14 protein-coding genes are annotated in these 13,686 nt (G+C 52.7%); 4 read left to right on the top strand and 10 right to left on the bottom strand.

Annotated elements, in window-relative coordinates; translation table 11 throughout:
* Position 1: 1 nt before the first annotated feature.
* The 6 genes from KZZ10_RS12000 to KZZ10_RS11975 all read right to left on the bottom strand — a co-directional run bounded on the left by KZZ10_RS12000 (position 2) and on the right by KZZ10_RS11975 (position 6,335).
* Positions 2-775 (bottom strand): LPS-assembly lipoprotein LptE, encoded by a 774-nt coding sequence (locus KZZ10_RS12000; RefSeq protein ID WP_259661766.1) that lies wholly within the window; start codon positions 773-775, stop codon positions 2-4.
* Positions 776-791: 16 nt separating this feature from the next.
* Positions 792-3,452: a leucine--tRNA ligase gene (gene leuS / locus KZZ10_RS11995; protein ID WP_259662204.1), complete on the bottom strand. Its 2,661-nt coding sequence runs from the start codon at positions 3,450-3,452 to the stop codon at positions 792-794.
* Positions 3,453-3,640: 188 nt separating this feature from the next.
* Positions 3,641-3,808: a 50S ribosomal protein L33 gene (rpmG, locus tag KZZ10_RS11990; protein WP_163655958.1), complete on the bottom strand. Its 168-nt coding sequence runs from the start codon at positions 3,806-3,808 to the stop codon at positions 3,641-3,643.
* 11 nt (positions 3,809-3,819) lie between these two features.
* Positions 3,820-4,056 (bottom strand): 50S ribosomal protein L28, encoded by a 237-nt coding sequence (gene rpmB / locus KZZ10_RS11985; protein ID WP_259661765.1) that lies wholly within the window; start codon positions 4,054-4,056, stop codon positions 3,820-3,822.
* 69 nt (positions 4,057-4,125) lie between these two features.
* Entirely contained in the window at positions 4,126-5,307 is a 1,182-nt protein-coding gene (locus KZZ10_RS11980; protein WP_259662203.1) for a multidrug effflux MFS transporter, read from the bottom strand.
* An 11-nt stretch (positions 5,308-5,318) separates the two neighbouring features.
* Entirely contained in the window at positions 5,319-6,335 is a 1,017-nt protein-coding gene (locus tag KZZ10_RS11975; protein ID WP_259661764.1) for an LLM class flavin-dependent oxidoreductase, read from the bottom strand.
* A gap of 161 nt (positions 6,336-6,496) precedes the next feature.
* Here KZZ10_RS11975 and KZZ10_RS11970 point away from each other — a divergent pair, with 161 nt between their 5' ends.
* Positions 6,497-7,678 (top strand): acetyl-CoA C-acyltransferase family protein, encoded by a 1,182-nt coding sequence (locus KZZ10_RS11970; protein ID WP_259661763.1) that lies wholly within the window; start codon positions 6,497-6,499, stop codon positions 7,676-7,678.
* Positions 7,679-7,750: 72 nt separating this feature from the next.
* On the opposite strand, the gene radC is transcribed toward KZZ10_RS11970, so the two are convergent.
* Positions 7,751-8,428 (bottom strand): RadC family protein, encoded by a 678-nt coding sequence (gene radC, locus KZZ10_RS11965; RefSeq protein WP_259661762.1) that lies wholly within the window; start codon positions 8,426-8,428, stop codon positions 7,751-7,753.
* 51 nt (positions 8,429-8,479) lie between these two features.
* Here radC and KZZ10_RS11960 point away from each other — a divergent pair, with 51 nt between their 5' ends.
* Both KZZ10_RS11960 and ispH read left to right on the top strand, forming a co-directional pair.
* Positions 8,480-8,956, top strand: coding sequence for an FKBP-type peptidyl-prolyl cis-trans isomerase (locus tag KZZ10_RS11960; protein WP_259661761.1), 477 nt, complete (start codon positions 8,480-8,482; stop codon positions 8,954-8,956).
* The gene (gene ispH, locus KZZ10_RS11955; protein WP_259661760.1) at positions 8,956-9,939 is read left to right on the top strand and encodes a 4-hydroxy-3-methylbut-2-enyl diphosphate reductase; all 984 of its coding nucleotides are present in this window, start codon (positions 8,956-8,958) and stop codon (positions 9,937-9,939) included. Before KZZ10_RS11960 ends, ispH begins: the two co-directional genes overlap by 1 nt.
* Here the strand turns inward: ispH and KZZ10_RS11950 are convergent.
* Together KZZ10_RS11950 and KZZ10_RS11945 are read right to left on the bottom strand one after the other, a co-directional pair.
* On the bottom strand, positions 9,936-11,315 hold the full coding sequence (locus KZZ10_RS11950) for a TAXI family TRAP transporter solute-binding subunit (RefSeq protein ID WP_259661759.1): 1,380 nt from the start codon (positions 11,313-11,315) through the stop codon (positions 9,936-9,938). The two genes, ispH and KZZ10_RS11950, sit on opposite strands and share 4 nt — an antisense overlap.
* A 2-nt stretch (positions 11,316-11,317) precedes the next feature.
* Positions 11,318-11,854, bottom strand: coding sequence for a lipocalin family protein (locus tag KZZ10_RS11945; RefSeq protein WP_259661758.1), 537 nt, complete (start codon positions 11,852-11,854; stop codon positions 11,318-11,320).
* 202 nt (positions 11,855-12,056) lie between these two features.
* Here KZZ10_RS11945 and KZZ10_RS11940 point away from each other — a divergent pair, with 202 nt between their 5' ends.
* Positions 12,057-12,626, top strand: coding sequence for a carbonic anhydrase (locus KZZ10_RS11940; RefSeq protein WP_259661757.1), 570 nt, complete (start codon positions 12,057-12,059; stop codon positions 12,624-12,626).
* A 49-nt stretch (positions 12,627-12,675) separates the two neighbouring features.
* On the opposite strand, the gene KZZ10_RS11935 is transcribed toward KZZ10_RS11940, so the two are convergent.
* Positions 12,676-13,677 (bottom strand): Bug family tripartite tricarboxylate transporter substrate binding protein, encoded by a 1,002-nt coding sequence (locus tag KZZ10_RS11935; protein WP_259661756.1) that lies wholly within the window; start codon positions 13,675-13,677, stop codon positions 12,676-12,678.
* Between the last annotated feature and the right edge of the window lie 9 nt (positions 13,678-13,686).

Genomic DNA, 13,686 nt, shown 5'->3' with positions numbered 1-13,686 from the left:
TTTATTGAGGGTTGACCGAGACTGGCAGCGGCGTGAGCGAAGGGTTCTGCCACATGGGGGGGACGAGCGATGGCTCATTAACGGGCGCAACTGTTTCGATCTCTTCAGCTTCTTCCCCCTTGAGTTTAGACAAGGTTTCCCAGCGCTGTGTGATGTCTGGTGCCGTAATGCGCCGCACGATTCGCGTCACAAGACTTTTTTGCATGTCTTTGAAGAGCGTCGCCGCTTCACCTTCCTTAGCTTGGACAACCCGCTCGTCAAACGGCATGCTTCGCGCGGCCGTTAGCGTGGTTGCAGGCAGAATTACTTGGTCCTTGGCGTTGACTAATCGAAAGGTGAATTTTAAGGTCAGCTCAAATTCTTCAACCTTTCCTTGTGCATTCAGCGCAACGATTCGTGTCTGACGTTCCTCGCCAAGTTGCTCAAGACGCGCTTGAGCAAGTTTGCGGACTTGGCTAGCTTTAATGTTTTCTTGCGCCGCTTTGCTCTCGACATCTTCATCTTCCTTCATGTCTCGTGGGCGAACTTTAATGTCATTGAGTTCGATGAGGCGTGTGTCTGGCGAGGCCGCACGAATTGCACGACGCACGTCGGCACCAAACTGCGAGTTTTGTGGAATTGTGATGTGCAATGAATCAAAAGGAAGAGGAGTCGATCCTTGCATTTTGAAACCGCAGCCTGCAACCAGCAGACCCGCCATACCTACAATGATCCAACGCCACATTTGAGTGAGTTGGATAGAGAAGTAAGGGCGGTCTGTCAGGCGCTTATCCATCGGGTTATTTGTCCTATTAACCGACTACGTTGACGAGTTTACCGGGTACAACGATGATGCGCTTGGGCGCGCGGCCCTCCAGGTTACGCTGGACGGCTTCATGCGTGGCTGCTAATTGTTCAATCTGTTCACGCGTAGCCTCACGCATAACACTGATGCTGCCTCTGAGTTTTCCGTTGACTTGGAGTACCAGTTCAATTTCATCGGTTACCAAGGCAGCTTCATCCACGGTCGGCCAAGGGGCGTCTAGTAAGTCACCATACAACGCGCTGTATCCCAGCTCTGACCAGAGATGCCAGGTTACGTGGGGAACAACTGGATACAGCACACGCAGCAAGACCCCAATTGTTTCCGCAGTCGCTGCACGAGCAAAGTTCGAATCGCCTAGTGTGGCATCGTCAATGGCATTGAGCATTTTCATGCACGCAGAAACAACGGTGTTGTACTGAATGCGCTGGTAGTCATAGTCAGCTTGCTTGAGCAGAGTGTAGATCTCAAAGCGTAGCTTCTTAATATCGTTGCTTGCGGTTGACCAGTCCGTCGTGGGTGTCTTGAGTCCCGCCGTAACCTCTGCTTGCTTCTGAAAGCAGAGCGACCAGAGTCGACGTAAAAAGCGGTTTGAGCCTTCCACGCCAGAATCCGACCACTCGAGTGTTTGTTCAGGTGGGCTCGTGAACATCACAAACAAGCGAGCTGTGTCTGCACCTTGGGTGTCGATTAATGACTGGGGATCTACGCCATTGTTCTTCGACTTGGACATGGTGCCCACGCCGCCGTAGGTGATGTCGCGCCCATTGCTTTTGAGCTTAGCGCCAACAATAGCGCCTTTGGTGTCGTAGACGTTTTCGACCTCTTCAGGCCAGAAGTACTCGACTCCACCTTTCTCGTTCTTGGCGGAATAGATGTGATTAAGCACCATGCCTTGGCACAGTAACTTGGTAAAGGGTTCATCGAACTTCACCAGGCCCAGATCACGCATCACGCGTGTCCAGAAGCGTGCATAAAGCAAGTGCAGCACAGCATGTTCAATGCCGCCGATATACTGATCCATCGGCATCCAGTAATCATTGCGCGCATCGACCATTTGTTGATCGTTGCCAGGCGAGGTGTAACGCATGAAATACCATGACGAATCCACGAAGGTATCCATCGTGTCGGTTTCGCGTTTTGCTGGCTTGCCGCATTTTGGGCAATGGCAAGACAAGAAGCCTTCATGCTTAGCCAAGGGGTTGCCACTGCCATCGGGGATCAGGTCATCGGGTAAGACAACTGGCAAATCCTTTTCTGGCACCGGCACCGCACCGCAGTCTTGACAATGGATGATTGGGATGGGCGTGCCCCAATAGCGTTGTCGCGAGATGCCCCAGTCACGCAAGCGCCATGTTGTCTGACGGGTGCCTAAGCCAAGCGCTTCGAGCTTGCCCGAGATCGTCTCAATGGCTTGTGTGAAGGTCAGGCCGTTATATTCAGCAGAGTTAACTAAACGACCCGTTTGTTTGTCTGCATAGGATTCGTTCCAAACGTTGTTGTCAAACAGCTTGTCGCCAACTTGCACCACCTGAGTAATGGCGATGCCATATTTGTTTGCAAACGCAAAGTCGCGTTCATCATGCGCAGGCACACCCATGACCGCGCCATCGCCATAGCTCATTAAGACATAGTTGCCTACCCACAGCGCGACCTGTTTGCCTGTAAGGGGGTGTGTGACAGTCAGTCCTGTATCTAGACCTTCTTTTTCACGCGTGGCGAGCTCAGCTTCGGTGGTGCCACCGCGTTTGCACTGTTCGATAAAGGCAGCCAGCACAGGGTTGGTACTCGCTGCGTGCGTTGCCAGAGGATGCTCTGGTGCAACCGCGCAGAACGTAACACCCATGATCGTATCGGCACGCGTTGTGAAGACAAACATCTTGCCGTCTTGGATCAAATGACCCTCGGCATTCTTGATGGCATGCGTAAATGCAAAGCGCACACCTTCGCTTTTGCCGATCCAGTTTTCTTGCATGGCACGAACACGGTCGGGCCATCCTTCTAGGCCGTTTTGTACTTGCTCGAGGAGTTCACTTGCGTAGTCAGTAATGCGTAGGTAGTAACCAGGAATTTCACGCTTCTCAACCGGTGCGCCAGAGCGCCATCCACGACCGTCGATCACCTGCTCATTTGCCAAGACAGTATTGTCAACGGGATCCCAGTTCACAACCTGGGTCTTGCGATAAGCAATGCCTTTTTCAAGCATCTTCAAAAAGAGCCACTGATTCCACTTGTAGTATTTTGGATCGCAGGCACACATTTCGCGAGACCAGTCGATCGCCAACCCCATCGCCTTCATTTGCTTCTTCATGTAGGCGATGTTGTCGTATGTCCACTTTGCGGGCGGGACATTGGACTTGATGGCTGCGTTTTCAGCGGGCATGCCGAATGCGTCCCAACCCATTGGCATCAAGACGTTGTAGCCACGCATGCGTAATTGCCGGGCCATCATGTCGTTGATGGTGTAGTTGCGAACGTGACCCATGTGCAACTTACCACTAGGGTAGGGCAGCATCGAGCAAGCATAGAATTTGGGTTTGGGTTCTCCTGCTGCATTTTTTGCGCCCTCGGTTACGAGGTAGGCATCACGAGAATCCCAGTTAGCGTGGGCAGCCGCTTCGACGGCGTTAGGTTGGTAGCGTTCCTGCATAAATACAGCCAAAAAAAAGGTGAGACGCACAATGCGTCAATCTGAGTGACATTATAGGGCGGTACGCCCTTCGCACCCTAGCGAAAGGCGGGTCACGGCGACATAAACCGGAGACAAAATTCGACCACAAAAACAAACAGCCTCGCTAGGCGAGGCTGTTTGTGTAGAAACCGGACCGTCGGCTCGTATTACTTGAGCTTAGTTTCTTTATAGTCAACGTGCTTACGAGCGACTGGATCGAATTTCTTGATCAGCATTTTCTCGGGCATGTTGCGCTTGTTTTTTGTCGTTGTGTAGAAATGACCTGTTCCAGCGCTGGACTCAAGCTTGATTTTTTCGCGTGCACCTTTTGCCATGACGGTCTCCTTTAAGCGACTTCGCCGCGTGCGCGAAGATCTGCCAGCACGGCGTCAATGCCGTTCTTGTCGATTGTGCGGATCGCATTCGTGGTCACGCGCAGGCGCACCCAACGGTTTTCGCTCTCAACCCAAAAACGGCGCGACTGCAGATTTGGCAGGAAGCGACGCTTGGTTTTGTTGTTAGCGTGCGAAACATTGTTGCCCACCATGGGCTTTTTTCCGGTCACTTGGCATACACGTGCCATGGCTACACCTATTGTTTGGTCAGATTTTTACATCAAGTCTGACATTCTAATACGAAACCGAGGTTTAAATCAAACTGCTCGGGTGGTTTTGCGTGCCAGAGCACCCAGCAGGCACGCCATGGAGGTACACCCCCCCATAATGAGTGCCAAAGGCAAGGGACCCGGCGCCGTGAGCATGCTGACTGTTAATCCGGCCAGGGCGCCGCAAGAGATGGTAATTGTACCCATCATGGCCGATGCAGAGCCTAATTGGCGACCTTGGTCTGAAAGCGCCATCGCGGCCGAATTTGGGCCAACAAAGCCTTGGCTAAACATAAAACACATCAGGCATCCCATGATGGCGGGTAGGCTGGCTGCTCCGAGTAATGTGAGTGAGAGGGCTGAAACGCCGGCCGCCATCATCAAGGCGAGCGCCCACGGCAATAGCTTTTCAGGGCGATGGCGCTTGAGCAAACGTGCGCTTACCTGTGAGCCCATAATCAAACTGCACGCATTGATCGCGAAGAGCAGGCCGTAGGTCTGGGGGCTGACGCCGAAGTGTTCGATAAACAGCCTGGGCGACGCGACGATATAGCCAAAGAGTGTGGCTGATCCCATTCCTCCAGATAAGGCAAAGGTGGCAAAGCGCTTGTGCCGCAGCAGCCCAGCATAGGTTCGTAAAATATTGCCCAAACTAAGTATTATTTTATTTTGAGGCGGGAGGCTTTCGGTCATCACCTTCCAAACCGTCACCAGCAACACGAGTCCAATTAAGGTGATGACCGCAAAGATACCTCTCCATCCTGCAAGGGCCAGAACCTGCGATCCCAGAATTGGTGCCAAGATGGGGGCGACCCCCATGACTAACATCAACATGGACAGCGCACGCGCAGCTTCTTGAGTGTTGTAGTGATCGCGTACGACCGCGCGTGAAATCACCATCCCGGCCGCTCCACCCATGGCTTGAGCCACTCGGCTGATCGTTAGAAATTCGACACTCGGGGCAAAGGCACAGGCCGCAGAGGCTAGGATGTACAACACCAGTGCGCCGTAAAGCGGTGGTTTACGTCCGAAGCGATCAGCCAACGGCCCGTAAATGAGTTGGGCACTCGCCATGCCGATTAAGTAGGCGGCGAGGGTGCGTTCTACCTCATTGCTTGTCGCTGAGAGCCCGCGTGCAATTTCCGGGAAGGCCGGAAGGTACATATCGATTGAGATCGGGCCAATCGCTGTGAGCGCGCCCATCAAAATCAACCAGCCTGGTAGCCCCATCGCGGCCAGCTTCAAGCAGCAAGTGCCGTGGGTACGTTTACCTCGCGAGCGGCTTGCGCTGCAATCTCGAAGGAGCGCAGTCGTGCTTTGTGATCAAAAATCTGGCCTGCCATAATGAGCTCATCGGCACCCGTTTTATCGACCAGAGCCTGTAGGCCGCGTCGGACCGTTTCTGGTGACCCCACTACGGAGCAGGATAATTGCTCAGAAACTGAGACTTTTTCGTAAGGGGTCCAGAAGGTCTCAATATCATCAATGGGTGGGGGTAGTTGCCCGCGAGTGTTGCGGCGCATGCGTGTTGCATGTTGTTGGTGTGTCGTGAATAAATAACGCGCTTGTTCATCCGTATCTGCGGCAACGATATTCACACCAACGCCCGCATGTGGTTTGGCTTGCTGACTAGAGGGTTTGAACAAGCTCTTATACGCGTGCAGAGCCTGCATCAGCGCCTCGGGCGCAAAGTGAGATGCGAACGCATAAGGCAATCCAAAGTGTGCGGCAACTTGTGCTCCGTAGGTGCTGGAGCCCAGAATCCATATGGGTACGTGTAAACCAGCGCCCGGAATGGCCTTGACGGCCTGTCCGGGTTGTACATCATCGAAGTAAAACTGCAACTCTTGCACATCCTGAGGAAACTGGTCTGATGAGCTTTGTAGGTCGCGCCGTAAGGCACGCGCGGTCATTTGATCGGTACCTGGCGCACGGCCTAAGCCAAGCTCGATACGACCAGGAAACAAGGAGGCGAGCGTACCGAATTGTTCTGCCACCACCAAAGGCGCATGATTTGGCAGCATGATTCCACCCGAACCAATCCGAATGGTGGAGGTACCAGCGGCCACATAACAAAGTGCAACGGCTGTCGCTGAACTGGCGTTGCCAGTCATGTTGTGGTGCTCGGCCATCCAGTAACGTGTGAAGCCCCACTTTTCCGCGTGTTGTGCAAGGTCCCGGGAGTTATTCAAGGCGTCGGTGGCCGTAAAACCCTGTGGAATCGGCGATAAATCCAGAATTGAGTAGGGGATGCTCATAGGTCGTTAGGTTGCTTTGGCGGGTTATGCTTATGGACAGGGGTAAAGATGACTGCTTGGCTTTGCTTTAAGTTGATTCAATAATACGCCCATTTTTTCGCCGAGTGACGTAAAGCCTCGGCCTTAGGAATGCTAACTGTCTGTTATTAAAGGAGCACGCGATGCGTGAAGTGTTTATTACCGCAGCAGCCAGAACCGCCATTGGTGATTTTGGTGGGGGCCTCAAAGATGTAGCCCCAATTGATCTCGGCGCAACCGTGGTGAAGGCAGTATTACAGCGTTCGGGTGTTGACGGTTCTGCAGTTGGTCACTTGGCCTTCGGTCATGTTGTGCACACTGAGCCGCGCGATATGTACTTGTCGCGTGTCGTAGCGTTAAATGCTGGCTTGCCCCAGAGTTGCGCAGCATTTAACGTCAATCGTCTTTGTGGTTCAGGACTGCAGGCGATTATTTCGAGTGCGCAGTCGATTTTATTGGGCGATACCGAAATGGCTATTGGTGGTGGTGCCGAAGCAATGAGCCGGGGCGGCTACTTATCACAGACGCAACGTTTTGGCGCTCGGATGGGCGACACAACAGTTTCGGACATGATGGTTGGGGCACTGACAGACCCCTTTGGTCGCATGCACATGGGCGTGACGGCAGAGAACGTTGCCAAACAGTTTGGGATTTCGCGTGCGGACCAGGACGCCTTGGCAGTCGAGTCGCATCGCCGTGCGGCCAAGGCTCAAGACGAAGGGCGTTTTAACGACCAAATCGTGCCGGTTGTCATTAAGACGCGGAAGGGCGAAGTGGAATTCAAAGTTGACGAGCACCCACGTCGTGATGTGTCGATTGAGGGTTTGGCTGCGTTACGTGCTGTGTTTGTAAAAGAGAATGGCACGGTAACAGCCGGTAATGCCTCCGGCATTAACGATGGTGCTGCAGCGGTCTTAATGATGAGTGGCGAGGCCGTGAAAGCCAGTGGTGCCAAACCCATGGCGCGTTTAGTAGCCTACGCACATGCAGGCGTTGACCCTAGCATCATGGGAATTGGCCCCGTCCCTGCTACGCAAGCGGTGATGAAGCGTGCAGGGTTGACGGTTGATCAGATGGATGTGATTGAAGCCAACGAAGCATTCGCTGCACAAGCGTGTGCGGTAGCGAAAGAGCTGAAGTTGGATTCTGCACGTTTGAATCCTAACGGCAGCGGCATTTCGCTCGGACACCCAATCGGTGCGACCGGCGCGATCGTCACGACCAAGGCTATTTATGAATTACACCGCACCGGTGGGCGTTATGCTCTGGTGACGATGTGTATTGGCGGTGGCCAAGGGATCGCAGCAATTTTCGAGCGCGTGTAATTGGGGGCTCGTTAGTTGCTAGGGCCTTCGCGGTCTAAGAAAGGGACAACTTAGGTTGTCCCTTTTTATTTTTTAAAGATGACCAAGCTCTGCAATCGACACGACTTGGTTGGCTGCGATCACGAGATGGTCTAGTAGTGCGATGTCGACTACCGCCAGAGAGTGTTTCAGTTGACGGGTGAGTGCAATATCCGCTGCACTGGCTTGCGCTAGCCCTGAGGGATGGTTATGCGCCAGGATAATCGCTGCCGCGTGATGTGTCAGGCCGATCTTGACGAGTTCGCGCGGGTAGATCGTCGTTTCGGTCAGCGTGCCCCGTGAGATTTCTGTGGAATGGATCAGACGGTGCTGATTGTCCAGTAAAAGTGCCACGCACCGTTCAATGCGGCAGTTGCTGAGCAGAGCAGTGCAGTAGGCATGAATTTGTGGTCGGTGTTTGAGAGAGCACCCTTGCTTTAGATCTTCGATGATTGCGCGCCGTGCAAGCTCGAGAATGGCATTGAGTTGGCAGATGCGGGCATTGCCTAATCCCACTATTCCTTTAAGGTCTTCTATGCCCGCCCCAAGCAGCGGCCGCAGCCCCCCGAACTGTTCAACGAGTTGTTGTGACAGGTTCAGCGCACTTAGCCCTCGCGTTCCGGTACCAAGAATGAGCGCTAGTAGCTCCGCGTCGGTCAGGATCTGTGCCCCGTGCTGCATCAACCGCTCACGCGGTCGTTGGTCAGGCAAAAGTTGTTCGCGCAAGGTCATCTCGTAAGCTCTAAAATAGGCGTTTTGCCAAGCTCTCTACGGTGACAGATTTTGACTGACCAGAACCAAACCACGCCTCCCGTTGTCCGTGCGGACTCCTACCTGACCTTGCACTACCGTATCGTGCTTGAAAGTGGTCCGGGCAAGGGCTCGACTTTCATGGATACGTTTGATGGTCGCCCAGCAACCTTGCAACTCGGTATGGGACAGTGGTCGCCGGGTATGGAGCAACCTCTTATCGGTAGACCCGAGGGCGATTGCTTTAGTTATGAGCTAGAACCTTCTGCTGCCTATGGCGACCGCAATCCCGAGCTTATCCAGCGTGTGTCGCGCGCAATGCTTATCGAGCATGCGGGTGAAGATGCGAGCTTTGATCCTGGTGATATGGTTGAGTTCACAGCACCAAACGGCGGACGTTACTCTGGCGTATTGAAAGAAATTGATCAGGACAGTGCACTATTTGATTTCAATCATCCGCTGGCTGGTGTGACGTTGCGTGTTGACATTGATTTGCTAGGGGTGTTGTGATGGCGCGCTCTTCTACGATCGATCTCACCAGTTTGCCTGGCCAAGGTGCGGAAATTGTATTGGCGCAACCTCGTGGATTTTGTGCGGGCGTAGATCGTGCAATCGACATCGTCGAGCGTGCGCTTGAACTGCACGGTGCCCCAATTTATGTACGTCATGAAATCGTACACAATCGCTTCGTCGTAGAAGACCTGCGTGCAAAGGGCGCTGTGTTTATTGATGAACTCGATCAAGTGCCGGCTGGTGGCATTGTCGTGTTCTCGGCACATGGTGTATCGAAGGCTGTGCGCGCAGAGGCCGAGTCAAGAGGCCTGCAAGTGTTTGACGCAACCTGTCCGCTCGTGACCAAAGTGCATATTGAAGTCGAGCGTATGCGAGCAGCCGGCCGTGAGATCATCATGATCGGTCACAAAGGGCATCCAGAAGTGGAAGGCACCTTAGGACAGAGCAAGGACGGAATGTATCTGGTTGAAACGGTTGAGGACGTCGCTGCCTTGCAAGTCAATGATTCCACGTTGCTTGCGTTCGTAACCCAGACAACCTTATCGGTCGATGATGCCTCGGTCGTGGCGGAGGCGTTACGCGCCAAGTACCCTAAAATTATTGAACCCAAGAAAAGCGATATTTGTTACGCCACACAAAACCGACAAGACGCGGTGAAGGTGATGGCACCTGAGTGCGATCTGGTCTTAGTGGTGGGGAGTGCAAATAGCTCAAACTCCAACCGCTTGCGCGAAGTCGCTGAGCGCATGGGGATACCCGCTTATTTAATCGATGGCCCGGAATCAATCGAACCAGCTTGGTTGATTGATCGCAAGCGCATCGGTATTACAGCCGGCGCATCAGCTCCTGAACTGTTGGTGCAGCAAGTGATTGATCGTCTCAAAACGCTTGGCGCAATTTCTGTTCGTACACTGGACGGCTTGCAAGAGAATGTGTCCTTTCCCTTGCCTAAAGGCCTGTCGCGAAAGATTGCAGATTAAGTGGTCGACAACGGCAGTGGCGATGATTTATTCAAAATCATCGTGCGCACAAAGTCTATGCTGCTACGTAGGCTGAAATAGTCGCTCACCAGGCTGCGAGGAACGCGTAGCGTCGAAGCTCGGGTGTCAAGTTCCGCTATCTTCGCCATATACACGTCTGTCTGTGCCCTGTCGAAGTTATCCCGAAGCTCTTGTTCAAAGCGTTTGAGCGCTAAGTACACATCATTAATGCGCGCCTTCGCCCGATTCAGGCGATAGCTTGGCATCGATTTAATGATGGGATAGCCGAACGCAAATAACGGCAAAATTAAAATCAATAAACGATCGACGAATTCAGCTAACCAGAAGGGCAGATATTCAAGGAGTGTCGGTGCGCCTTTCTGGAAATACGATTTTGCAACATCGCTTTCTGGCGTGACCGAGTCTTTATAAGCCGGAAATTCTCCGTAGGACGCGAAAAACGACCGTCCACCGTTGATCTTGGATGCAGCTTGTAGAAATAAAAGTTGAATGGCGGGATGTAAAGATTTGTCGATGATTAAATTCGTTGTCGATGCAATGGTCTCCATATTTTGACGAGGTTCGTTGAGGGATAGGCTCAGCGCGCCTTTGGGGATGGTCAGTGTGTGATAGTAAGGAAGTAATCTGCTGTAGGCAGCAGCGCGATCGAACTCAACGAGCGTTGCCCGCGGGTCGTTTAACAATGTTTGTACATTCTTGGCATCCATGCCATCAACTAAGACAATCGAAAGTACTTTCCCTTCCTGAAAGGCTTTAACGCCCTCGGCGTTGGAAATCTCTCGCAAGCCTGAGATGTCTTTGAATTCATTGATACGAATCAGATTCATGACATGTTGGTGGGTGCCGCTACCTGGCTCACCGATTGCGATGGGATGGGTCAAGAAGTTTTCTGATCTGATCTGTTCGCGATCGATTAGATCGTTACGAAAAAAGAACCACATTGGCTCATAACCCACGCTACCTAAAGACATTAGGCCTTCGGCTTGCTTTTCATCTATGAGACCACTTTGGACAAAAGCGGCTTGCAAGGGATCTTTGGGATCTTTGATGCGCGCAATGTTTTCTTGCGCGCCGGTGGTCCGGACTAGTTCGATCGTGACGCCGTGAAGTGCAAAATAATCCGCATACTTTTTCGCAAGGATTTCATACGACCCCCCTTCGGAACCGGTCGCCATTTGAATATGTTTGGGTGGTGCTGGCTTAGCGAGCCAGACTGCGACAGCGATGCCCAGTAGGAGCAGACTGAGCAGTGGCCACGCTTCGAGGGCAAACTGCTTCCATGTGCGTAGCTCGTCACATACTGTTTCATAGGCAGCTACGACGTGCTCACGGATCTCGGTTTTATAGTTGTCCATGTTTATGGTTGTCGGTGGTCAACCCAGATTAATTTTTGTGTCGCAAAGCCAAAGTCTGCCGCTTGTTTGAGTAGAGCGTCGCGCACGCTTGGCGCCAGAGACTTACTGCGTGCCAAGATCCACAGATAGTCCCTATCAGGGCCAGAGATCATGGCCCATTGGTAGCCGACCTGATCCAGTGCGATGACATGGTAACCGCCGTAAAACGGACCAAAAAAGGAAACTTTTAGTGAACCTTGGGTTGGTGGGCCGGTGAACAACGCTCGCCCGGTGGCTGACTTCCATTTGTCGCGCTTTGCGTCGTAGCCTTTGTTTAGCACCTCAAGGCTGCCATCGGTTTGTAACGTGTAGGTCGCAGACACTTCACTTAAGCCACGCTCGAAGGAATGATCAAGGCGCGCGATTTCGTACCACTGACCAAGGTAACGATTGACATCAAAGGGAGATACGGACTTGACTCCATCGGGTGGTGCTGTCGAGCAGCCCGCGATAAACACCAGCAGCGCTATAAACATCAATGGCAAAGAGAATTTTTTCATGCGCTCAACCCGTTGAGTCTACAAAAATGCAATGTGGTAACAAGCATGTCTGGCTAGTGTACTGGATTAACGTCTAGTTTCCTAAGTTTATATTTGTATAAAGTCACCTCGCAAAGCCTCGCAAAGCGCCGTACCAGTGATTGCTGCTTCGGAGTCTGCAGACTTAAGATGTAGACTCGACCTACCTCAATTAGGAATTGTCATGTCATCGAACCGTGTCTCTCATTACGCAGGTCTCTCCTGTCAGTGCTGTACGGATATGCTGTCACAGCCAAGCAGTCGTCGTGATTTTTTGCGCACAGCTGCCGGTGCGGGGATGGCGGCCTTTCTAGCGCCGCAATTGTCATTCGCTGCCTCTGGTAACTATGAAGCCATGGTCTTGTCGTGTATTGATCCCAGATTTCAAAAGCTCGTGTTTGATCGCGAAGCGAAAGAAGGCCGTACCGATAAGTACAGCGCGTTTACCATTGCGGGTGCCTCGATTGGCGTTGTCGCGCCTGCGTTCAAAGCGTGGCAAGTCGCCTTTTGGGACAACCTCGCCGCTTCTTTGCAGCTGCACAACATTAAGCAGGTGATCGTCATCAATCATCGCGATTGCGGCGCAGCCAAAATTGCTTACGGTGCAGCCGCTGTCGCCACACCAGCAGCGGAAACAGAGACGCATAAAAACGCGTTGCTGACTTTCAAGAAAGAGCTCGCAGTGCGTCAGCCCAAGCTCGGTAGCCAACTAGGCTTGATGGCGCTTGATGGCAAGGTAGAGATGTTTAGCTAATTTGGTGGGCCCAGCCTACGGGCTGGGCCACCGAGTGGTCGCCAGACGATCAGAACTTCAGGTTCGATTTCTCGACAAGATTCTTCCAAAGTGCCAGCTCAGTGTCCAAGAGCTGTTGAGTAGATGCGGGTGTAGAGCCCAAAATAGGTTCAACGTACGCAGCACGCATATCCTGCTGATACGATGCTTCTTTTAACGCCTCGTTCACCGCCTGATTCAGCTTTTGAATCACGTTTTTGGGTGTTTTGGCCGGAGCAAGGAGCACGAAGGTACTTCCAGCAATCAGGTCTTTGACTCCTGCCTCTCCTGCTGTGGGGATGTCCTTGGCGTACGACACACGATCTTTCGACGTGATTGCCAGTACGCGAAGCTTACCGCTTTGGTGCATGGGGTAGACGCTACCCAGACCGCCCACCATCATTTGCACGTGCCCAGCAAGCACATCGTTTAGAGCAGGTGCCGCACCCTTGTAGGCAATATGCTCGATCTTTAAATCACCCGCACGGAGCTTGAGTAGCTCGCCAGTCAGGTGGGTAATATTGCCTTGTCCAGAACTGCCGAATGAATACTTTCCGGGGTTTTGCTTGGCAAGCGCAACAAACTCTGCCAGTGTCTTGGCAGGTAGTGAGGGGTTGACCGCAAAAGCGATTTGTTCCTCGCCTGTGATTGCGATGGGCTCGAAAGCAGTTTTGGGGTTGTAAGGAATGGACGCCATTGTTACGGGCGTTGTAGCGAATGCGCCTGAGCCACCAAACGACAAGGTGTAGCCGTCGGGGGTCGCGCGTGCAACTTCAGCCAAGGCAATGGTCGTCGATGCGCCCGGTTTGTTCTCAATCACCACGGCTTGATTCAGGATTGGGCTGAGTTTGCTTGCAAGCAACCTTGCCTGAACATCAGTTGGACCGCCCGGAGCAAAACCCACGATGATTTTGATCGGGCGTAGGGGAAAATCGCTTTGCGCGACTGCAGGTGTTGAGGCGAGTACTGAAGCCAATGTTGCCATTCCGAGTATCACGGAAAGACTGCGCACTTTCATTTCCATACTGAACATACCCACGCT

Origin of the sequence: Zwartia hollandica, from assembly GCF_019923725.1 — a bacterium.
GTDB lineage: Bacteria > Pseudomonadota > Gammaproteobacteria > Burkholderiales > Burkholderiaceae_B > Zwartia > Zwartia hollandica.
The sequence above is the reverse complement of the archived record's forward strand: the minus strand, read 5'-3'. Positions and strand labels throughout refer to the sequence as shown.

What these genes read in the sequence shown, in the direction of transcription:
- KZZ10_RS11940 (WP_259661757.1), top strand. Translation starts at nt 12,057, where the DNA reads ATGTCATCGAACCGTGTCTCTCATTACGCAGGTCTCTCCTGTCAGTGC.
- KZZ10_RS11945 (WP_259661758.1), bottom strand. Translation starts at nt 11,854, where the DNA reads ATGAAAAAATTCTCTTTGCCATTGATGTTTATAGCGCTGCTGGTGTTT.
- rpmG (WP_163655958.1), bottom strand. Translation starts at nt 3,808, where the DNA reads ATGGCAAAAGGTGCACGCGAAAAAATCAAGCTTGAGTCCAGCGCTGGA.
- KZZ10_RS12000 (WP_259661766.1), bottom strand. Translation starts at nt 775, where the DNA reads ATGGATAAGCGCCTGACAGACCGCCCTTACTTCTCTATCCAACTCACT.
- ispH (WP_259661760.1), top strand. Translation starts at nt 8,956, where the DNA reads ATGGCGCGCTCTTCTACGATCGATCTCACCAGTTTGCCTGGCCAAGGT.
- KZZ10_RS11970 (WP_259661763.1), top strand. Translation starts at nt 6,497, where the DNA reads ATGCGTGAAGTGTTTATTACCGCAGCAGCCAGAACCGCCATTGGTGAT.
- leuS (WP_259662204.1), bottom strand. Translation starts at nt 3,452, where the DNA reads ATGCAGGAACGCTACCAACCTAACGCCGTCGAAGCGGCTGCCCACGCT.
- KZZ10_RS11975 (WP_259661764.1), bottom strand. Translation starts at nt 6,335, where the DNA reads ATGAGCATCCCCTACTCAATTCTGGATTTATCGCCGATTCCACAGGGT.
- KZZ10_RS11935 (WP_259661756.1), bottom strand. Translation starts at nt 13,677, where the DNA reads ATGTTCAGTATGGAAATGAAAGTGCGCAGTCTTTCCGTGATACTCGGA.
- rpmB (WP_259661765.1), bottom strand. Translation starts at nt 4,056, where the DNA reads ATGGCACGTGTATGCCAAGTGACCGGAAAAAAGCCCATGGTGGGCAAC.
- radC (WP_259661762.1), bottom strand. Translation starts at nt 8,428, where the DNA reads ATGACCTTGCGCGAACAACTTTTGCCTGACCAACGACCGCGTGAGCGG.
- KZZ10_RS11950 (WP_259661759.1), bottom strand. Translation starts at nt 11,315, where the DNA reads ATGGACAACTATAAAACCGAGATCCGTGAGCACGTCGTAGCTGCCTAT.
- KZZ10_RS11980 (WP_259662203.1), bottom strand. Translation starts at nt 5,307, where the DNA reads ATGGGGCTACCAGGCTGGTTGATTTTGATGGGCGCGCTCACAGCGATT.